General features: G+C 37.5%; 21 protein-coding genes. 14 read left to right on the top strand and 7 right to left on the bottom strand.

The genetic code is table 11. From position 1 onward, the window contains the following. Positions 1-299 precede the first annotated feature (299 nt). The 4 genes from EL17_RS22180 (at position 300) to EL17_RS22165 (ending at position 4923) form a co-directional block, all read left to right on the top strand. On the top strand, positions 300-614 hold the full coding sequence (locus EL17_RS22180; RefSeq protein ID WP_035079932.1) for a hypothetical protein: 315 nt from the start codon (positions 300-302) through the stop codon (positions 612-614). A 764-nt stretch (positions 615-1378) separates the two neighbouring features. Then, a complete protein-coding gene (locus EL17_RS22175) occupies positions 1379-2674 on the top strand; it encodes an erythromycin esterase family protein (protein ID WP_035079929.1) in 1296 nt (431 codons plus the stop codon). Positions 2675-3264: 590 nt separating this feature from the next. Next, positions 3265-3462, top strand: coding sequence for a DUF3427 domain-containing protein (locus EL17_RS24450; protein WP_084166328.1), 198 nt, complete (start codon positions 3265-3267; stop codon positions 3460-3462). Between the two features lie 450 nt (positions 3463-3912). After that, positions 3913-4923 (top strand): PD40 domain-containing protein, encoded by a 1011-nt coding sequence (locus EL17_RS22165; RefSeq protein ID WP_035079923.1) that lies wholly within the window; start codon positions 3913-3915, stop codon positions 4921-4923. A gap of 249 nt (positions 4924-5172) precedes the next feature. Here the strand turns inward: EL17_RS22165 and EL17_RS22945 are convergent, their stop codons facing one another. From EL17_RS22945 to EL17_RS23325, 4 genes are all read right to left on the bottom strand, one after another. Then, entirely contained in the window at positions 5173-6315 is a 1143-nt protein-coding gene (locus EL17_RS22945; RefSeq protein WP_051720359.1) for a DUF4221 family protein, read from the bottom strand. Between the two features lie 594 nt (positions 6316-6909). Next, complete coding sequence (locus tag EL17_RS22155) at positions 6910-7821, bottom strand: helix-turn-helix domain-containing protein (RefSeq protein WP_035079920.1); 912 nt, start codon at positions 7819-7821, stop codon at positions 6910-6912. 8 nt (positions 7822-7829) lie between these two features. After that, positions 7830-8663: an SDR family NAD(P)-dependent oxidoreductase gene (locus EL17_RS22150; protein ID WP_035079917.1), complete on the bottom strand. Its 834-nt coding sequence runs from the start codon at positions 8661-8663 to the stop codon at positions 7830-7832. A gap of 159 nt (positions 8664-8822) precedes the next feature. Then, on the bottom strand, positions 8823-8987 hold the full coding sequence (locus EL17_RS23325) for an IS66 family transposase (protein ID WP_084166326.1): 165 nt from the start codon (positions 8985-8987) through the stop codon (positions 8823-8825). Positions 8988-9508: 521 nt separating this feature from the next. On the opposite strand from EL17_RS23325, the gene EL17_RS22140 reads away from it, so the two are divergent. The 3 genes from EL17_RS22140 (at position 9509) to EL17_RS22130 (ending at position 13792) form a co-directional block, all read left to right on the top strand. After that, positions 9509-9997, top strand: coding sequence for a hypothetical protein (locus EL17_RS22140; RefSeq protein ID WP_164675228.1), 489 nt, complete (start codon positions 9509-9511; stop codon positions 9995-9997). Between the two features lie 630 nt (positions 9998-10627). After that, on the top strand, positions 10628-12985 hold the full coding sequence (locus tag EL17_RS22135) for an ABC transporter permease (RefSeq protein WP_035079908.1): 2358 nt from the start codon (positions 10628-10630) through the stop codon (positions 12983-12985). Between the two features lie 165 nt (positions 12986-13150). Further along, positions 13151-13792: a hypothetical protein gene (locus EL17_RS22130; RefSeq protein ID WP_035079905.1), complete on the top strand. Its 642-nt coding sequence runs from the start codon at positions 13151-13153 to the stop codon at positions 13790-13792. A gap of 115 nt (positions 13793-13907) precedes the next feature. Here the strand turns inward: EL17_RS22130 and EL17_RS22125 are convergent, their stop codons facing one another. Continuing rightward, complete coding sequence (locus EL17_RS22125) at positions 13908-14252, bottom strand: winged helix-turn-helix transcriptional regulator (protein WP_035079901.1); 345 nt, start codon at positions 14250-14252, stop codon at positions 13908-13910. A 202-nt stretch (positions 14253-14454) separates the two neighbouring features. Here EL17_RS22125 and EL17_RS22120 point away from each other — a divergent pair, with 202 nt between their 5' ends. Together EL17_RS22120 and EL17_RS22115 are read left to right on the top strand one after the other, a co-directional pair. Continuing rightward, a complete protein-coding gene (locus tag EL17_RS22120; protein WP_035079898.1) occupies positions 14455-14829 on the top strand; it encodes a DoxX family membrane protein in 375 nt (124 codons plus the stop codon). A gap of 185 nt (positions 14830-15014) precedes the next feature. Further along, positions 15015-15233 carry a hypothetical protein gene (locus tag EL17_RS22115; RefSeq protein WP_035079895.1) on the top strand — a complete coding sequence of 73 codons (219 nt, stop codon included), beginning with the start codon at positions 15015-15017 and terminating at the stop codon, positions 15231-15233. Between the two features lie 414 nt (positions 15234-15647). On the opposite strand, the gene EL17_RS22110 is transcribed toward EL17_RS22115, so the two are convergent. Beyond that, positions 15648-16394 carry an SDR family NAD(P)-dependent oxidoreductase gene (locus EL17_RS22110; protein WP_035079892.1) on the bottom strand — a complete coding sequence of 249 codons (747 nt, stop codon included), beginning with the start codon at positions 16392-16394 and terminating at the stop codon, positions 15648-15650. Positions 16395-16501: 107 nt separating this feature from the next. Here EL17_RS22110 and EL17_RS22105 point away from each other — a divergent pair, with 107 nt between their 5' ends. After that, on the top strand, positions 16502-16855 hold the full coding sequence (locus tag EL17_RS22105; RefSeq protein WP_035079889.1) for a winged helix-turn-helix transcriptional regulator: 354 nt from the start codon (positions 16502-16504) through the stop codon (positions 16853-16855). A gap of 334 nt (positions 16856-17189) precedes the next feature. Here EL17_RS22105 and EL17_RS22100 read toward each other — a convergent pair whose 3' ends face one another. Further along, on the bottom strand, positions 17190-17561 hold the full coding sequence (locus EL17_RS22100; RefSeq protein WP_035079886.1) for a winged helix-turn-helix transcriptional regulator: 372 nt from the start codon (positions 17559-17561) through the stop codon (positions 17190-17192). Positions 17562-17697: 136 nt separating this feature from the next. Between EL17_RS22100 and EL17_RS22095 the strand changes: the two genes are divergently transcribed. The 4 genes from EL17_RS22095 to EL17_RS23975 form a co-directional block, all read left to right on the top strand. After that, positions 17698-18492, top strand: a complete 795-nt coding sequence (locus EL17_RS22095) for an SDR family oxidoreductase (RefSeq protein ID WP_035079884.1) — start codon at positions 17698-17700, stop codon at positions 18490-18492. Between the two features lie 19 nt (positions 18493-18511). Next, a complete protein-coding gene (locus EL17_RS22090; protein WP_035079934.1) occupies positions 18512-18829 on the top strand; it encodes a hypothetical protein in 318 nt (105 codons plus the stop codon). A gap of 9 nt (positions 18830-18838) precedes the next feature. Further along, positions 18839-18970 (top strand): hypothetical protein, encoded by a 132-nt coding sequence (locus EL17_RS24235; RefSeq protein WP_262482698.1) that lies wholly within the window; start codon positions 18839-18841, stop codon positions 18968-18970. Positions 18971-19500: 530 nt separating this feature from the next. Next, positions 19501-19696, top strand: a 196-nt coding sequence (locus EL17_RS23975; protein WP_205623614.1) for a hypothetical protein, incomplete at its 3' end; no start/stop codon positions are given.

Genomic DNA, 19696 nt, shown 5'->3' with positions numbered 1-19696 from the left:
ATTCAAAATTGGGGTTACAAAATGGTTTAGGAGAGAAACCGACATTTTCAATCCCTGGCAGAGAAATTACCATGACCGTATCATTAGAAATGAGGAAGAATATATGTTTATTTCCGATTATATTATCAAAAACCCCATGAATTGGGAGGAGGATGAATTTTTTGGACCTTAAGTGGATATCAAATTTTGGCTGCAGGTTTAGCGGCTTTATCCGGACAATGGGTGTCAAAGAAAAGGAATGTAGGTAACAACAAGCTAAATTTACCCTCTTGATCCTTTCATGTAAACAAAATCAAAAAATGAACATCCGCTTCAACTACCTCTACCGCGACGCGGCCAATTATAAACAGTTCGGTTCTGTGGTGGTCCATCCCTCGGAAGACTCCACCTTGGAGAAGCTTGACCTCTACCTGAAAAAGCACCTGATACAGGAAGAGTTTTTCGTCCCCTCCAATCTGGGCATTCCCAACCTACAGGCATCTCCCTATGATCCGTTCCTCGATCTCGAGTGGCACCAGTATGAGTACCTAGAATGGACTGATGATGAATCGGAGGTTGTTGGGTTTTGGAAGAGGGTGGTAGAAAAGGGAGGCGTGAAAACGGGGTGGAGCTGATGGGATATACCATATCCGGTAAGTCGCTGCAGAACATTTAATCACTGCCTTCCAGTTGTTGTAAACGGCCCTGAAACGAAGTGTTAAATCATGATTTCCAAAATTCAATAAAAAGGAACTATAAAATGCACTATATTAAACATCCTTTGATTTTTAATATATAAATTCATCAAAAGGTACGTTTTAAAGCACTATAGGTCTATATTAACATATGTATAGGTGTTTTTAGTATTATTTATTATAGGTAATATCGGGCTCTTATCAAAATAAAAAAATGTATTTTCAGATCAGGAAGATTGGCAGGTTTAGAATGGGATCTGAAAACAGTAATATTTGAATTTTTCGGTAAAAAGCAGATGGTTATATTTAAAAATTCAAAAAATCCTCCTTAATGTAAGCATCTAAGAGAATTTTATGGTACTTTTATTTTAGTTGTATGACAGTAAAAAATATTTGAATTTAAGTTCAAAATTGAGCCAGGGCAAAAGAACCATTGCTAAACCTGATTCAGGCGAAATGCGCCCAATCTACGGTGGAGCTTATATAGAAGGTTGAACCGATGGATGTACACCTGTGCAGACTGCCTACAGATGTACTAATGGCGGAGGTTGTAGAAATTACTGTACCTACTGCACAAACATATATGTGAATTCCGGCTGCAATGCTTGCCTGGATAATGGTGATTATTCTCTGGCAAGTCAATGCCTTTGTTAAAGTAATCTAGGAAGCGTTTACTCATTTTACCTAATTTTTTATAATCGAGTATGAATAAATGGTTTAAATATAGCATCATAGTCGCTTTGTTGGCTGTAGCCGCATGGTTTTCGTACGGCACTGCCACAGATTTCTTTTTTCCTATAGATTCTAGGATAGAGCCCTACGTTTCAAGCAATTTTTCTAAAATTAGCAGCATCGATCCATCTGACCCAGATACAACTGGGTATGCGGAAATTGCAGATGCTATTGGAGATTCCCGTGTCGTTTTTCTCGGGGAACAAGACCATGGTGATGCTTCAACTTTCCTTGCCAAGACCAAGCTTATTAAATACTTACACCAGAAGCTTGATTTTGATGTGCTCATTTTCGAAAGTGATTTTTTTGCGCTTAATTATATTTTGGAAAACGATACTGTTAAAAATGGTAAGTACACGGGATATCAAGACAATATTTATCCAGTATGGTCACATTGCCCTGAGATAGAAGATTTGTTTAACTATTTAGATGCAAATGTTCAAAAGGAAGGCGGGATGATTGTCAGTGGAGTTGATCCAAGGCATATTATGCCGGTTTCTGAAGCTTACCTTTCAAGATTTATCCTACCTTACTTGGCTGAAAGTGAATTGGTTAATAATCCTGATTCATTGGCTTTGTTCGAAGATTATCTGGAGAAGCTGTTGAGCAGTGAGTATGACTCGGCTTTTAAAAATAAAGACCATCAATGGTATTTTAATGTATTGGATCGAGTAGAGGCCAATTTGCCGGATTCATTGTTTGCTAAACAGGAATTAAAAAATTTGCGTAGTGGTATAAGGAATTCTTTAAGTAACTCAGCTAACATCAGGGATATTCAAATGAGCAACAATCTTATGTGGCTTTTAAAATACCGTTTCACCAACAAGAAAGTGATATTTTGGGGAGCCAATTACCATATTTTTCGTGGCTTTGAAAACTTAGGAGAGATATACAAGGGAGGGAGCTCTCTAGATACAACCAATATGGGTACGGTTGCTTCCGATCTGTTGGGGGATGATTTGTATATTCTGGGTTTTACCTCATTTGAAGGTATCACAGGCTGGGTTTATAGCCCGAAGAATGTCATTCAGAAACCTAGTCCAAATCACATTGAATTCCTGATCGAAAAAAAAGGCGCTCAGTATGGATTTGTTGATTTTAGACACGGGGGGGACGGTCATGGAATGGGTGATGTTTTGTTTTGGTCCAATTTTTTAGGCCACCAGCCACGACTTTCAAAGTGGGGGGAGATGTTTGATGGTATATTTTTCATCAAGACAATCAGTCCCTGTATAGAAGATTCAAAAAAGCAGGTACATGCAGATTAATAACCATAGGAGTTTAATGTATTGAATTGCAAGAATATAGATTTGCAAGAGTTTGTTATGGATATTTTCGCCTATGAAATGAAAAAAAGTTTATTGAAATACCCGGTGGCTGAATACTACTTGTCATGACTATAGCATTTTCGCCATCCATCTCATCCCTTTAGAACTTCAATGGATGTGGAGCTGCGCAAGGAATTCCTTTCTTCCAATAAAATAGACTTTCTGGTTTCCTTTATCAAGTGGAGTGGTAGTATTCTTATTTCTAAAGCACTATAAGAATTTACCAATAAGGGCTGCAGGCTGCGTGTCATCACTGCCACCTAGGTTGGTGCCACGGATCAGAAGGCGGTGGAACTGCTGGTGGGTTTGATAAATACAGAAGTAAAGGTCTCCTATAACACCAGCAATGGGCCCTTGAAGATCCATTCCCCCTATAAGAGAGCCCAGGTCATGGGTGCATTTTGATGGAGTACCTTTGATACCAAGACCTCCAATAAGGAAGGTGTGGCAAAAAACAACTACCTAAATGTGGAGCTCTCTTTATAGACCTTACCAAATCTTCTCCCTTACCACGATACTAAGATTAAGTCATCAAAGAACAGCTATTCCACTGGCATTCTCAAAATAAAGTACGCACAGATATAGACAAGGGGCTAAGTTACCTCAAGCACCTGGAAGAAAGAAAAACCATCCTCCTCTTTGTCCGGGAACAGAAGAAAAATGAATTTGCCAACACCGTCGGATACGTCTTCATTGGAGACGCGCAATTGAAAGATTACTCCGCATGAACATCCAATGGCAGCTGGCCGAACCCCTGCCCCATTATTTGTAAAATGCTTCTGAGAAGTTTGGGTAAATTCTGATCTTGCAAATCTCCGTCTGCTAACGTTCCTGCTATATATTGGACCAGATAAATCTTGAACTTCTATATAATTCATAAATAGAAATTCTCAAGAAAATGAATAAATAATAGACAATAACTAATGAAGCAGATCAAAAATCAACTAAATATTATATATTTGGTGATTAGTGTGATTTCCATCGGTTTACTTGTATCAAACCAGTATTAAATTTTGATTGAAACGTAATATTGATAGTAAAACTTAAATCAATGAAAACGTCCTTACACCAATATCTAATTTAAATATGAAACCGAGCATGAGGCAAACCTCACACACTGGGATGATTATATATCCTGCGAGATTCCTTCTGGCATTTAAAAATTAACATATATACAGATGAAAGCAATAAAAAGCATCTCATTAGCCCTCATTATATCCTTGTCAGGCTGCTTTAAAATATTCAATAAAGATGAGTATGAATTTACATATGAAACCATTGTAACTGAATCACCTGTCAATTTAGTAAACATCAACTCTTATTTTGATGATTATAATTCCAATTTGCCTTATCCGGGATTTTTTCACGGAATTTATTTTTCGACAAACAGAAACAGTTTCGGGAAAAATTTTGATATAATCTATAAAGGATTGAATATCACCTATCATCGAAAAGATGATATTTTAAACATCTCCTATTTTCATGATGCTAATATTAAAAATAATTATACAAGTAAAGTTCTTAAAACCATCAATACAGATTTTGATGAATATGGACCATTCCATTTTTTTGGAGCTAAAGATTATGAATACTTTTTCTACGCAAATAACGAATCTGGAAACTTTGATATAAAGTATGTTTCATCGAAGAAATCCGATTTTGGAACATACAATGGTCAGGAAATAATAAATGCGCCAGAATCCTTTACATCCATCAACTCAGCGCATGACGATTATTATCCTTCCATTTTTAACGGCAATAAAAGTCTTGTATTCAGCAGTAATAGAGAAAAGGAGATTTTTAATATATATGAAACGGCATTCATGGAAGACGAAATAAATCCAACATACAAAATTGATCTTGAACATGAAATTAAAAAAAATGCTGTTTTGTCAAGTGACCAAAATGACAAATGTCCATTTGTATTGGGAAATATAATGGTTTTTGCATCAGATAGGGAGGGAGGTTATGGTGGATTTGATTTATATTTCTCACAGTATCTGAATGGCAAATGGTCACAGCCACAAAATATGGGCGAAAAAATAAATTCGGCATATGACGAATATCGTCCGGTTATTATTGAATTTGGTGAATTAGAAGATACTATGTTAATATTTTCATCAAACAAACCGGGAGGCAAAGGAGGTTATGACCTGTATGCCGCAAGAACAAAGGTATTGCCAAAATAAATGCTTACTCTGGCAATTAGCCTATCATATAGCTCCTTACAAGAATCTTCTCACTCTCCCCTATTGTCCATCATCATCATCTCATGCCATAAAAATCTGCATAATTATCATCCCCCGGACGGATGGATGGCTAAAATGTAATCGGTCGGTTCTGGGATTTCCAATAAAACGGAAATGCGATCCATACTTGAATCTACCTGCAGACATCCACCGGCCACAACCGTTAATAAAAGGCAAAACTAAATGGCTTTAGTTCTGATGGCCCGGTTTAACAAATTGAATGATGTCATACTTCATAAAATTTTCATCAAATCCTTCACTAAGAGGGTGGTTGGTCGAGATATATAAGCCTTTCTTTCCAACAAAGTAGTTAGATGGCTCAATGTAAAAATCCTCAAAAACATATTCACCAATTACATCCAGGTTTTTATCCAGAACTGTGATGCCTGTTTTGGGTCGGTAACTAAACAAATCCCTATGTCCGATATTATAATCTTCCCAGTCAACTCCCGGACTAAAAAAGCGATAGAAAACATCCCGATAAGGATCATATTGGATTATCCCATATTGATCGCTGGCTAAATTGTCTATGATACCTTTCTCTCCTTCCGGTAATTTGTTGATTATTTGAAACTTGTTGACAAAAGCAGATTTGACATTCTTATAGGCCAACAACTCTCCTTGCTTCTTGGATATAATCCATAGCCTATGATCGGTTGAAGGAGAGACAATGATAGAGTCTTGGCGGTCTGTCCATGAAAAATCCTCTGTTTTTTTCCCGTCATTCCATATATCAGATGGATGGGAAACAGGCAGCCACTCCACCTCTGGGGTGGCCGATGACAGTTGGAATTTATAAATATGCTTATAGCTGGGGATTTTTTCAGCCTTCATGTAAAAAAAATCATCGAAAAAAGGTTGAGTTCCGAAAATCTCGTTCCCGGAGAACAAAAATGGTATTTTGTTGTTCGAAGCGAGATAGTTGACTTTGTTGTCTTTGTCTTCCACAGGAAATGTTCCTAATTTGTTCCCTTCAAAATCAAGCAATAGCACTTTTGGAGGAATAGATGCCAAAAGTAATGAATCTTTGGATAAAATATGGAAACCATTGTGTACACCTACGCCATTTGGGCCCTCACTTTGTAATTGGATGCTTTTTACGGATTTGCGGGAGTTCAAGTCATAGATTTCAATGCTGGAAGAAACCTTGTTCATAAAGGCCAAATATTCTCCTGTATCGGATTCGAAGTACTGAAACCTCATTCGGCTGGGGCTGATCGTCTGTGCTAATGGGATTTCCAGACTACCTACAGTTTCTATTTCAATTTTTTTAATTTCAGTAGAACAATTCCAGAAAACAAATGCGATAAACAGATAAGAAAGTTTTTTCATAAACATACATGATGCATTAAATGAGACTGCCCCACGCGCTAGGAGAGAAAGCCTCGTTTTACCATATTGAATTAGCTGCTATCAGCCACCCAGCCCTTCACAACCATAATAATTTGTCTTTGTAGGCTCCTTTCATCCCTCTCCGTCCCACTCGCAGTATTCCGCACTTATCTTTGCTTCTGCTTCGGACGAACCAATAAAAGAAACACTGCAATGGCAAATCAGCTTATGGCGATGCCTAAAATTAATGTTTTGATCTTTTCCATTTTTAATTAGTTATAGTTAAAATTCTCCAAATACATAAAGTGAAGAGTGATCATAAAAAAACAAGTTTTCCGGAATTCTTATCTTTCTATTTGAAATATATGTATTTTAAAAAAAAACACATGAATTAGTTAAAAAAAATTTTTGAAACTGCCTTACTTTTGTTTAAGCAAAATTGCAACAGTTTCAAAAAAGTGGATTAGCCAAAACGAAGCTTTTTGTAGTCAAAAGTGATTTATTGATGAAAAATATCAAATACATGGGGAAGGTGGGTGTTTGGATTGTGGTTCCAAACCAATACAATTACCGTAAGTGAAAATCAGGTGTAATTCAATCAAAGGATGTTCTGTATTGTAATGCCGTTTTTTTGGTGTTCTTTTTGAACATGGTACTGAATGACTGGGGATAGCTAAAGCCCAGGTAATAAGCTATTTCTTTAACACTCAAATTTGTGGTGGAAAGTAACTCTTTGGCCCTGTCAATGACAAAGCCCTGTATGTATGTCTGAGCGTTTTGGCCCGTCAGGTTTCGCAGCATTTCACTCAAGTAGCCGGGAGACATATTGAGTTCATTTGATAGGTATTGAACAGTCGGCATTCCAACAAGGGCTGCTTTATTGTTTAGATAATCAGTAAGTAATTGCTCCAATTTAGCCAGCAAATCATTGCTTTCGGAATTTCGTGTGAGCAATTGCCTGTTGTGAAAACGCTTGGCATAGGTAAGGAGCAGCTCTATATGCGACACAATAAGATCCTGACTGAATTGGTCGATATTATTTTTTATCTCATGCTGTATTTGCTGAAAAAGGGCTGTAATTACTTCATCCTCTTTTTCTGAAAGATGCAGGGCCTCAGCAGTGGAATAAGAAAAAAAGCTGTAATTTCTAATTTCCTTACCCAATCCATAATTACGGATCAACTCCGGTTTAAAGACCATCATAAAACCCGATACAGGTTCATCTCTGACGTTTGTAACTGAAAAAATCTGTCCCGGTTTTGTGAAACTCATCATACCTTCATCGAAATCATAATTACGCTGCCCGTATTTAAACTTCCCTGAAGAACCTTTTTTACAGGCAACGCAATAGAAATCATAATAAAAGCTTTTCCAAATTTCGCTATCTCCAAACTTTAACATTTCAAAATCGATTACACTTATCAGCGGATGATCGGGCTTTTTCATCCCAAACAAACGATGCAGTTCGGAAATAGACGTAATCTTATATGGAGGAGCTTTTTTCATGCGAAAATTTAAATAAAATCAGTAGATAATGATAACGCCGCCCATTTTTGTAATTCTTCCTGTTCACGATTACGATTTTCCATTATGGCATTGTAACTGTCGGAACCTAACGGAAGATGTAATGGCGGGCTTGTCAATTGAGAAAGTTGAATTAACACCTGAGCCAATTTTTTCGGATCTCCCAATTGCTTACCGTCAAAGCTCCTGAAAGTTTCTATCTGATCATTCAGGTTATAGGCATCAATTTTATTTTTTGCCACAGCTAGGCTACTCTCGCTCATAAAACTTGTGCGGAATGTTCCTGGGGCAAGAATGGTAACGTTTATGCCAAAAGGAGACACTTCCTGTGCAAGGGCCTCAGATAATCCGATGACGGCAAATTTGGATGCACTATAGCTCCCATTTCCCGGATAACTCATATAACCCATCATCGATGATGTGTTAATGATGTACCCGGATTTTTGTTGGCGAAGATATGGCAATATATGCCTTATAACGTTAGCCATCCCAAACAGATTCACATCCATTGATTGACGGAATTCAGAATCGCTCAGCTCCTCAACATTTCCCAACAGATTATAACCTGCATTATTGACAACCACATCTATCCGGCCAAATTCTTCAATACTTTTAGAAATGACATGCATCACCACTTGTTCATTGGTAATATCCAATTCTAAAGGCAGTAGATTCTTGTTGTTTTCTCCTAAATTACTTAAAAGGCTGTCCGTGCTTCTGGAAGTAGCGATTACTTTATCACCCTTGTTCAAAACGGCTTTAGTCAATTCGAGCCCCATTCCTTTGGAAGCTCCTGTTATAAACCAAACTTTTTGTGTAGTCATAAAACGTTTTTTTTTATTGGTCCAAAGTTGAATAGTTTTCAGGTATCAAAAGTATTTGTATCGGAGATTAAAGTATGTAAATCCACATTATGTAGTTACCTAAAATTTTCACCAATAATTAATTGATCATAAATACATTAGACAGGAAGTTGGGATAATTTAAAATTTTGGATAAACTATGCTGTTGTCAATTTTTAGCCTCCCGTCATAAAGATAGCTGAACAGTTCGTCCCACCTTCCGGCACGGTATCCCAGAGCCATGCCTATTAATCTCTTGGGCAGAACTTCGGGATCATGAAGCTGTTGCTTTATCCATTCTGACATCTGGTTGATTACGGGAAGCGGTTCGTCCAGTCTGTGTTTATTATAGCTTCCAGATATAGGTTTACATCTTTTGCCTTTAGTTCTACAGGATATAGCCTTTGGATAAGTTCCAGGGCCTTTTCCTCCCTAAAACAACTGCATAAAAAATAAAAGTTATCAAAGGAGTAATAAAAAATGATGCACAATCGAGGTAATGTCTTAAATAACAATTAACTTCTAAAGTTAGATAATAATCCGACAAAATATGGGTTAGCTGGAATATCGTAGAAGATAGAAATGGGCATCAGGTATGTCATCATTCCCGGAATCTTACAGGAAGGTACCGGTTACCTGTCAATTTATCCGGATGACGAAGTCGTAGTAGCATTTCGTGGGAATTCGGGGAAAGGAATATCATTCGACATCCAAAACATAGGTGAACTATTTTATAAAAAGCAAATAGTTGGTATAAGAACGAGATGAAGAAGCACAGGCAGTAAGACTGAATAATAAATAAAAGGAAATAATATAATACGGTAGTAATGGGGCACAATATCATTTCGAAAAACTATTCAATAAATAAATTGGTATTAGGTTTTTTATTGTTTGCGTTTATTATCACAGGATTTATAGATTTAAATTTGAATAATAAAACTTCTTATTCCTCAATAATGGGAATGGATACTAGTAGAGTTTATTTCTATACTTTCCTTTTATTAGTTTTAGGTTGTTGGCTTTTATATAATAGGTGGTTTGTAGGGATAGGTTTTATATCCTTAGCGACATTTAGCTCCTATTTTACAGAATATATTATTTTACATAACTATTTCGCTTCTGTAGCGGTTTATATTGGTATTATAATAGATATAATTATAAGAAAGGAAAAAAAATGGCTGGTTCCATTGATTCTAATTGGAATGATCCAAGGCATTGCGTTTCAAACAGGTTGGTTTGATTATTACATGGTCGGGTTTATGGAATTTTTAGGTTTATGTGTAGGTTCAGTTTTCATTATAAAAACAATACGATGAAGTGTAGAAGTTACCATTTAATCAGATAGTACATCATTACTATTATAAAATTACAAGAACCTTTAATTACTGTTCTGGCATTGGATTGAAAGAAGTAAGGAAGGGGCTTTCTAGACTGCCACAACCGCCACAGGCCATATGCTTAAAATTATAAATTTGCTTATCATCCGGTAATTGCTAAGCCTCCGAAGAATCGGGGGCTTTGTTTATAGCAACAAGGATGTATAGAAACATTTTCTACTTTCCTCGAAAAAAATCGCTCCTACTCCCCCATTACACACCCTCGAAAGTTACCTTTGACTAGTGTTATTTAAAAAATAGGATTGGTCGAAAGGACGGTATGGGGAGAAACCGTCACCTCCGCTGCCCCCATCCGATTTCGTCCATCTACGGACAGATGTGTTCGGAAAACTTAATTAATTCCGTTCTAAAATAGGCATTTTTACATCTTTAGGCATATTTTCATATGGCATGGAACTGGTTATAGTCATTATGCCATAAGGATAAATAAAAATAAAGACTTACAACCACAGTAAAAACCAACGGGTCAGCATTGAAAACTTTTAACTATTGAAATATTTCACCGACTACTTCCATTCACCAAAATCTCCATTACCTTAATTTAATAAAATGCTCAAAAACTATTTTAAAATCGCCTGGAGAAACATTACAAGAAATAAAGGATATGCCCTGATCAACATTGGAGGTTTGGGCATAGGGATGGCATCTGCGATTCTGATCCTGATGTGGGTGCAGCATGAAGTAAGTATGGATCGCGAACATCCTAAATCCGACCGCATTTACAAAATTTATAACAGAGGTACTTTCAGCGGTGAGCTCTGGGCTTGGGGCACCACACCGAAAATTTTGGCTCCTACCCTTAAAAAGGATTACCCTGAAATAGAGCAGGCTGTAAGAGTCAGTGATGCTGATTTCCTTTTCACAGTCGGCGATAAAAAAATGAACGAATCAGGGATTTTTACAGATCCGGAATTTTTTGATGTTTTTGATTTCAAAATGCTTCAAGGCAACAGCACTACTGCATTGGATGATCCCTATAATATGGTAGTGACCGAAGAATTTGCGAAGAAACTTTTTGGTAGCGGGGACGCCGTGGGACAGACGGTCAAAATAGACAGTGCTGATATATTCACCGTGACAGCAGTACTGGAAAACCTACCTAACAATACCCGGTTCAGATCTGACTTCTATCTCTCCTGGGCCTATATGAAGAAACTCGGCTGGGATGATGAATATTGGGGAAACAACTCGGTAGAGACCTATGTCCTACTGGCAGAAAATGCTTCTCTGGAGTCCTTCAATGAAAAAATAGCGGGTATCACCAAAGCGCATTCAGATAGAGAATCTACAGAGGTTTTCGCCTATCCGCTTTCCCAAATGTATTTATATGGGAAAAGCGAAAACGGACAGCTGGTAGGCGGCAGGATAGTAACCGTACGCCTGTTCGCATTTATTGCAGTGATTATTCTGGTGATTGCCTGTATCAACTTTATGAATCTCAGCACAGCCCGAAGTGAAAAAAGGGCAAAAGAAGTAGGTTTGAGAAAGGTAGTTGGCGCCAGAAAGACTTCACTTATTTTCCAGTTTATCGGAGAAAGTACCCTCATTGCCTTCATTGCAGGATTCTTTGCCCTTTTAATTGTCCAGATTTCTCTTCCCTCTTTCAATACACTGGTCGATAAGCAGCTTTTTATTCCTTATAGCGATTTAATGTTTTGGGTTCAACTGATTGGGTTTATCCTACTGACAGGGCTGTTGGCAGGAAGTTACCCTGCCTTCTTTCTATCATCATTCAGTCCTGCAAAAGTATTGAAAGGCACTTTCCGATCCCCTGTATCTGCTGTTACCCCACGAAAAATTTTAGTGGTGTTGCAGTTCAGCTTTGCCATTGTGCTGATCGTATCCACTGTCATTATACAGCGTCAGATCAGACATGCTCAGAAAAGGGATCTGGGTTATGATAGGGACAACCTAATTTATGTCATGATGCAAGGGGATATTGAAAAGCATTATGGTGCCATCAAGCAAACACTACTGAACAGCGGGGCTGTGCAGGCTATGACCAAGTCCATGAGCCCGATCACACAACGCGACAGTGATGGCTGGGGGTATTCCTGGGAAGGCAGTACTCCTGAAGACGAGACCCTTGATTTCATAAGGTTCAGTTCCGACACCGACTTCATGAAAGTAATGAAAACGGAATTGGTAGAAGGTCGGGATATAGACATCGATCTTTATCCAAGTGATTCAGCAGCCATTTTATTGAACGAAACTGCTGTCAGGAAAATGCGGTTGGAAAATCCGGTCGGCCAACTTATTTCTTACGATGAAGATAACTATACCGTCGTAGGGATCATCAGGGATTTTATTTTTGAATCTCCTTATGACCCTGTCAATCCGTTGATGGTATTGGGGCCGTCATCCTGGTTTAATGTGGTACATATGCGCCTCAATCCAGATCAGCCGATATCAGAAAATATTGCTTCAATTCAGCAAGTTTTTGAAGAATTCAACCCTAATTTTCCTTTTGAATACCGCTTTGTAGATGAGGAATATGCCAAAAAATTCAATGACACCAGGCGTACAGCATATTTATCCGTGCTTTTCACTATCCTCACCATTGTAATTTCCTGTTTGGGATTATTTGGACTTTCCACCTATATGGCAGCAAACCGTATCAAAGAAATCGGTGTGCGTAAAGTCCTGGGGGCAAGCGTGGGAAGTATATCCTTACTCCTATCCAAGGATTTCTTAAAGCTGGTCGGAATCGCATTTCTGCTGTCTGTACCGGTGGCCTGGTATGCTATGGACCAGTGGCTTCAGAATTATCAATATAGGGTGGGTATTGAATGGTGGATATTTGTGGCCACAGGTGCCATTACGATGCTCATTGCCTTACTTACGGTAAGCTTCCAATCCATTAAATCAGCGCTGATGAATCCTGTGGACAGCTTGAGGAGTGAGTAGGTTTGGAGATTTGAAACACAAGACTTGAGAAATTATAGTCAGACTTATAAGTCCTGAACATAACGTTCAGGGTATCATCATGGTTTACCTTTTTAATATTTACTTCATATTTAAGTATATTGCATGAAACAATTTTAGTAATCTTCAAGTAAAACGCAGATAACCATGAAAGCAAATCCTATCAAAAGCCGTAGTTTAATTATGATACTGATGGTGATATGTGGTCCTATGGGTTTTGTTTCATGCAATGATGAAGCTATCACTGCAGTAGATGACGAAAGATTAAGGTCTTATGAATTAATTGCACTACAATGGAAATTAAGTTCTGGGGACGGACAAATTATCGTGGAAAAAAAACTTCCTGAGTATCATTTTCGGAACGATTCGGATACAATTGTAGAGGTGATTATAGAGCCGCTTAAACATCTGGAGGGTAGTTCCCGATTTACATTTAATGACTCTCTAACTTATGCTAAACTTAATTATCCGGAAATTCAGGTTTCTATCCCAAAGGAATTAAGTTTACTGTCTGAAAAATATGGGTATCTCAGCGGTGGGATTAAAGCACCTTTGAGACAGGAAGAATCATTTTTCCCATTTTCTAGCTATATCAAGAAATCATTCGCCCTAACTAAAAAAACCATGTTAACTACCCATTACACCATTTACCTCAGGGAAAATAAAGCTACTTTTCTGGCTACCTTTAAGGAAACTACCACGGGGGAGACTTTAGATCTGGATGGTACCTGGACCGGTTTATTTTTCAATCATTCGGAAGCAGCGTCTTTGATAGAAGACATAGAATAGTTAAGCGTTTGTCCACGTAAATCAATTTGTCTTACGCATACAAGCATATCAACAAATACCGCTGATTTTTTCAAATTCACGGCACATTGGTCCACATTATCGGTATCAGATACCACTATTGGCCCAAAATTTTCTTCCGGTGATTCACTCCCCAATGATGCAGTTCGGCTATGACACTTTTTAAAGTCTCAGAGTATGCTGTTGACTTATATTCAGTCCTTACCGGAAAACCGTTGATGACAGTGCGTGTAATCAATTGATTTGCTTCCATATCTTTCAATTCACTGGAAAGTACTTTGGTGCTAAGCTTGGGAATACTTCTCTCGATTTCTCTGAAGTGTTTGTTGCCTTCCCATATTGAAATCAGGATTAAGATTTTCCATTTACCCCCTATAATATCCAGTGTATCCCTTACAGGTAACAAAGCGGACGTACACTCATGATGTTCCAATTTTTTCATCTGTTTATAATTTTATTTTTAACGGTCAGCTGGCATCTCGCCACGATAAGCATCCCAGTGTGTGATAATACAGTCATGGTCGATTTCATCTCATTTATGAAGTGATTACCTCAAAGTAACTGATTACCTTTAGGTATCTGATTATAAATAGTAATCAAATATAGCTAAGTTTGCATCATTAAATAACAAAAATCAAAAAAATATGAAAAACAAGATTTTAACTGTGGTATGTGTACTGTTTGGTATAATGATGCTGAACTCAGGTTTAAATAAATTCTTCAACTTCATGCCTATGCCTGAAATGTCCGAAGAAATGATGCAGGTAATGGGTGGTTTTATGGTGATCAAATGGATTTTTCCCTTGGTGGCCATGGTTGAAATTATAGCGGGAATATTAATTGCCATCCCTAAAACTAGGGCGTTGGGGGCCATTGTTATTCTTCCGGTTATGGTAGGCATTGTTATCCACCATGCCGTGCATGATGTAGAAACTATTGGAATCTCATTGGTTTTATTTGGAATCAATATTTGGGCAATAGTTGCGAATTGGCATAAGTATTTATTCCTTATAAAGTAATATAATGGGTTTAAGTTGCTTATAGAAGAACACTTAAACCCAAATACCCTCTAATACAGTGACCAATTTACACGATATGGCTTTTATAAATACAGCATTACATAAGCAAACTATCTTCTGACAAAGAGGTGATAGATGATGGTATGCTACACTGATCGACGATTACAAACGAAAAATAAATGTAGGTGCCGGGAAAACTAACCGACTTTGAAACGCATGGAGAAGATATCCATCACGACAATGAGGAAATCATCAGCTGTATCATGGATTTGTGGCAACTTTTACCTGATCAAGATAGGGAATTGCTGAAAGCTGTAGAAATAGACCTATTGGAACATACAGGTTATGCCAAACAGCTCCACATAAACCTGAGCACCGTAAAATCAAAGGTTCATAGCGTATAAGAAAAAATCAGAAATAAGAAGTACTCGTTATGATCCCACGGTGATAGCATGATAATACATCACTACGTAGGTGTTTCATAAAAAATGTATCAATCGGTATAGTTGTATTAAATAGTAGGAGAAGCTTTATCCAGATATGTTGAAAATATCCCTATGAGCAAATTTTCTTCTCTGTCTGAAAGGTGCAGTGCTTCCTTCAAATCGTAATTAAAATAGCCGTATTGTTTAATTTTCTTAGCAAGTGATGTGCCCCACTAAATGGATTTATTTTTTTATCGACACCTGTTATTTTTCTATAATCCCATATATCAAAAGGCTAAGCCCGGGAGAGGTTTTTTACCTCTTATGGTTTATCTGCTGAAATTTAAATGTACAGGCAAAATGCATGCATTTTGCCTGTACAGATTGAGCAATCTATTTGCGGGCGTACGTAGTATATCCACCGTCCACCAATAGTTCTGTTCCCAAAATAAAACTTGCCTCATCCGAGGCAAGGAACAACACTGCCTTTGCCACTTCGTCAGGATTTCCTATTCTTTTTAAAGCTGTTACAGATGCCAAATATTCTTTTGCTTCTAAATGAGGAATCACGCTGTCAAAACCTTCCGTTTGAGTAGGGCCGGGACTAACGACATTAACCCTGATTTTTTTTGCTGCCAACTCGTTGGATGCAACTTGGGCAATTTTGTTAATTGCCCCTTTTGTAGCAGCATAACCACTTGAACCTAATTGGGCGGCTGTGGCAACCGTGGACGATGTAAATATTACAGATCCTCCATGCTTAATGCTGGGCAGCAATTTTTGCAAAGTGAAAAAACTACCTTTTACATTGGTGTTGAATTGAGCATCAAAATCGGCTTCAGTCACATCTTCAATCGAGGCGAATACCGCTATTCCCGCATTTAAAAAAAGGACATCTATTTTGATCTGATCTTCTTCTACAGCTTTTCGTAACACTTCAATTCCTGCTAAATTTGAAGTATCAGACACTACTGTTTTAAGTTTTGGACTGTTAATTTTAGCGGAAGCTTTTTGAAGATTATCAGCACTCCTTCCGGTGATCCATACATTGGCCCCTTTTTCAATAAAGGCTTTTGCGGTGGCGAACCCTATACCGGTGCTTCCACCAGTGATCACTATGTTTTTGTTTTCTAATTTCATGTTTAAATCATTTATAAATTGACATGCAAACATAGCACAGCCTTATTTATTTTTGTAACTTTGTAACAAAAAGTAACAGTAACCTTTGAGTAACAAAGTAACTTATCATGGAGTGCAAAGAAATTAAACAAGACGAACACAAGAAGGAAATGATGGCCATTCAGGACACCATGGACGTGTTGCAGGGAAAGTGGAAAATAGCGATTCTTACGTCAATCTGCTTTTATAATAAAAGGCGATTTTCAGATATTCTGAATGATGTGAGTGGCATATCCAATAAAATGTTGAGCAAGGAATTAAAAGAACTTGAGATAAATCAATTGATAAAGCGAACGATTTTAGATACTCATCCGGTAACCGTCCGTTATCAGCTTACCGAACATGGAAAAACATTACGAACAATTATAGACAACATGACTGATTGGGGGTTTCACCATCGAAAAAAGATCATTGGCAAATAAATGCAATCTGAAGTCTCTTCCATTAAGGCTCGTGAACTTGCTGATGCTGGCCATCATCAGTTACGGGGCACTTCGCGCATTTGTGGTTTCCTTGAACATCTATTAGATTAGGCCTATAAACTGGTTAATATACAAAACATCTACCCTTAAAAATTGGGTGCCATGCTACCGATGCCCTCTAAAAAATGATGAATTGATCATGCAAGCATTATTACGATCCACGTTTTCGATTACTTTATCTAATTGCTTTATTATTTCCCGATGATTTTGCCCCCATTCAATTAGATGCTCTACTAGCGGATATATTGATTCGCAGTAATCAGACAATAGGAATTTATTTGGCAGGCCAACTTTCTGATGCCTGCATGATCACGTATCGCAACCGGTCTTGATTTTCATCTCCCCAATTGCCCAGTGCAGAAATAACCGGTACTAAGCTTTTCCCAAAATCTGTTAGTGAATATTCAACTTTTGGAGGAACAACCGGATAAATTATTTTCGAAATTAATCCGTGTTCTTCCAATTCTTTCAACTGCATATTCAAAACCCTTCTCGAAGCATCAGGAATTTTACGATGCAGTTCACTGGGGCGTTTGTGGCCTTCGTGTATAAACCACAGCAAACGGATTTTCCATTTACCATAAAGCACCTCGCCAATCAGGTCAAGACCACAATTTAAGTTCAACGGAATTTTTCTAACTTTCATAAAACAAATTTAATTCTATGCACCAAATGATGCAATAGGGAAAAATTTATCCCTATGCAATTCGGTTTTCCCTTATTGTATAAACTGATAATACTCCTCAATTTTGTTTTGTTGATTTGACTAACAAACGTAGAAAATGGAACATGATTATCATATCAATAAGGAATTAACGGACAAAATAATAGTGGTAACTGGTGGCACAAAGGGAACAGGAAAAGCTATTGCCGAACGGCTATTAAATGCAGGTGCAACAGTTATTATTACGGCAAGAAACCCGGCTGAAAAAGAGCATGAAAAACTTCATTTCATTTCGGCTGATTTAAGCAAAGCTTCAGGAACACAAAAAGTTTTTGATGAAGTTATGCAAACTTATAAAAAGGTGGACATTCTAATCAACAATCTTGGAGGCTCGGAATCAAAAGGTGGAGGTTTTGCTGTTTTAGGTGATGAAGACTGGGAAATGGCTATCCAAACCAATCTGCTTGCGCCGGTTCGGTTAGATAGAAGTTTTTTACCAGTAATGATAAAACAGGGAAGTGGGGTAATCATTCACATCGCTTCTATTCAGGGCAAATTGCCTTTATATAATTCCACTATGCCTTATGCAGCAGCAAAAGCAGGATTGGTCAATTACAGCAAAGCCTTATCTAACGAAGTTTCACCAAAAGGTATCCGGGTTTTGACAGTTTCGCCAGGATGGATAAATACTCCTTCGTCAAAAGAAATGATGGAGCGAATTGCAGAAAGTACAAACATCACCCTGGAGCAGGCTACTAAAAGTGTAATGGATTCTTTGGGTGGAATTCCAATAGGAAGACCTGCTCAGCCAGAAGAAATAGCAGAATTTGTTGGCTTTTTAGTTTCACCGAGAGCCAATTATTTAACAGGAACCGAATATGTAATGGATGGGGGAACCATACCCACTATTTAATAATCTTAAAAATAACATCATGAACTTACCAAACGCAATAACAGATTTAGTAAAAGCACAAAACAATTTTGACAGCACTGCGTATGCCAATTGTTTTACCGAAACAGCCGTAGTTTTCGATGAGGGAAAAACATACAAAGGAAAAGCCGAAATTCAACAATGGATTAATAAAGCCAATGAAGAATACCAAACAGTTATGAAACCATTGGGATATTCAGCACCAGAAGGAATTCTAAAAGCGGAAGTTTCAGGTAATTTTCCGGGAAGTCCAGTTGTTCTGTCTTATCATTTTGTATTAAAATCCGGTTTTATACAGTCGTTAAATATAAAACCGTAACAAAAGGCGGTGGCAGTAAATCAAGTAGACGCCTGTAAGCCAAAAGCTTACGGCGCGTCTACTCCCTTACGAAAGGCAGGCTCACAGTACCTTATGAACAGGTCTATCGATTTTTCATTGGAGCAGTTCACTGGATTATAGGTTGGGTTTTAAGGCAATGTGATAGTATCAATTTATTCCTTTTTGTTCTTAGGTGTGACAGGACTATATAGTAGTAAATGGCTGTTCAGGATGTAGCTCACCTCACTTTTAATAGGCATAACCGACTATTACATCCACTTGATTAACATATGTATAGGCAGTGACATATTTTTAAGGTATTTTGAAGATGTACCTCCCCTTTCACCTCTAATGCCACCACTGCAATAAAAAACCTGTAAGCATACGGAAGCAAGATATAGAGTTTCCAAAAATCAATATCCTGCACTGGTGCAGGAATACCGATTTCGATAATGAGAAGCAGTTCATCTATAACATTCCGAAATATAGGAACCAGGTAATCCATTTACGTTTTTTATAGCGACTAATCACTATTTAATCATCATTATAAATTAATAGTTTATTAATATTAAAAATATTTACAATATAACTTTTATATTTAGTTACATTGTTATAAATTTAGTAATATAACAATTCTATAAGTGTACCTAATCTCTAATTTAAATATTTTTATGATGAAATGGTTTTTAAAGCAATTATTATTCACCTTAGAAAGTGATATTAAAGTATCCTATAGGGGACTGTTATTATTTTCTTTGTTGACCTTCGCATGTGGGACGGAGAAGGATGATCGGATTAAAAATAAAGTGGAAGTGAATGCCGTCTTCTTCGAAAAACTTGATAGTCTCAGGGTGGACTATTTGGGTA

It is taken from the genome of Anditalea andensis, from assembly GCF_000714815.1.
GTDB classification, from domain to species: Bacteria; Bacteroidota; Bacteroidia; order Cytophagales; family Cyclobacteriaceae; genus Anditalea; species Anditalea andensis.
This window is presented reverse-complemented; position numbering and strand designations above follow the sequence as displayed.

Bases quoted from the DNA above. Each gene is read 5' to 3' on its own strand.
- EL17_RS22180 (WP_035079932.1), top strand. From the start codon at position 300: ATGAACATCCGCTTCAACTACCTCTACCGCGACGCGGCCAATTATAAA.
- EL17_RS22150 (WP_035079917.1), bottom strand. From the start codon at position 8,663: ATGACTACACAAAAAGTTTGGTTTATAACAGGAGCTTCCAAAGGAATG.
- EL17_RS22175 (WP_035079929.1), top strand. From the start codon at position 1,379: ATGAATAAATGGTTTAAATATAGCATCATAGTCGCTTTGTTGGCTGTA.
- EL17_RS22130 (WP_035079905.1), top strand. From the start codon at position 13,151: ATGAAAGCAAATCCTATCAAAAGCCGTAGTTTAATTATGATACTGATG.
- EL17_RS22165 (WP_035079923.1), top strand. From the start codon at position 3,913: ATGAAAGCAATAAAAAGCATCTCATTAGCCCTCATTATATCCTTGTCA.
- EL17_RS22135 (WP_035079908.1), top strand. From the start codon at position 10,628: ATGCTCAAAAACTATTTTAAAATCGCCTGGAGAAACATTACAAGAAAT.
- EL17_RS22120 (WP_035079898.1), top strand. From the start codon at position 14,455: ATGAAAAACAAGATTTTAACTGTGGTATGTGTACTGTTTGGTATAATG.
- EL17_RS22110 (WP_035079892.1), bottom strand. From the start codon at position 16,394: ATGAAATTAGAAAACAAAAACATAGTGATCACTGGTGGAAGCACCGGT.
- EL17_RS22155 (WP_035079920.1), bottom strand. From the start codon at position 7,821: ATGAAAAAAGCTCCTCCATATAAGATTACGTCTATTTCCGAACTGCAT.
- EL17_RS22095 (WP_035079884.1), top strand. From the start codon at position 17,698: ATGGAACATGATTATCATATCAATAAGGAATTAACGGACAAAATAATA.
- EL17_RS22100 (WP_035079886.1), bottom strand. From the start codon at position 17,561: ATGAAAGTTAGAAAAATTCCGTTGAACTTAAATTGTGGTCTTGACCTG.
- EL17_RS23325 (WP_084166326.1), bottom strand. From the start codon at position 8,987: ATGTCAGAATGGATAAAGCAACAGCTTCATGATCCCGAAGTTCTGCCC.
- EL17_RS22125 (WP_035079901.1), bottom strand. From the start codon at position 14,252: ATGAAAAAATTGGAACATCATGAGTGTACGTCCGCTTTGTTACCTGTA.
- EL17_RS22090 (WP_035079934.1), top strand. From the start codon at position 18,512: ATGAACTTACCAAACGCAATAACAGATTTAGTAAAAGCACAAAACAAT.
- EL17_RS22945 (WP_051720359.1), bottom strand. From the start codon at position 6,315: ATGAAAAAACTTTCTTATCTGTTTATCGCATTTGTTTTCTGGAATTGT.
- EL17_RS22105 (WP_035079889.1), top strand. From the start codon at position 16,502: ATGGAGTGCAAAGAAATTAAACAAGACGAACACAAGAAGGAAATGATG.
- EL17_RS22140 (WP_164675228.1), top strand. From the start codon at position 9,509: ATGGGGCACAATATCATTTCGAAAAACTATTCAATAAATAAATTGGTA.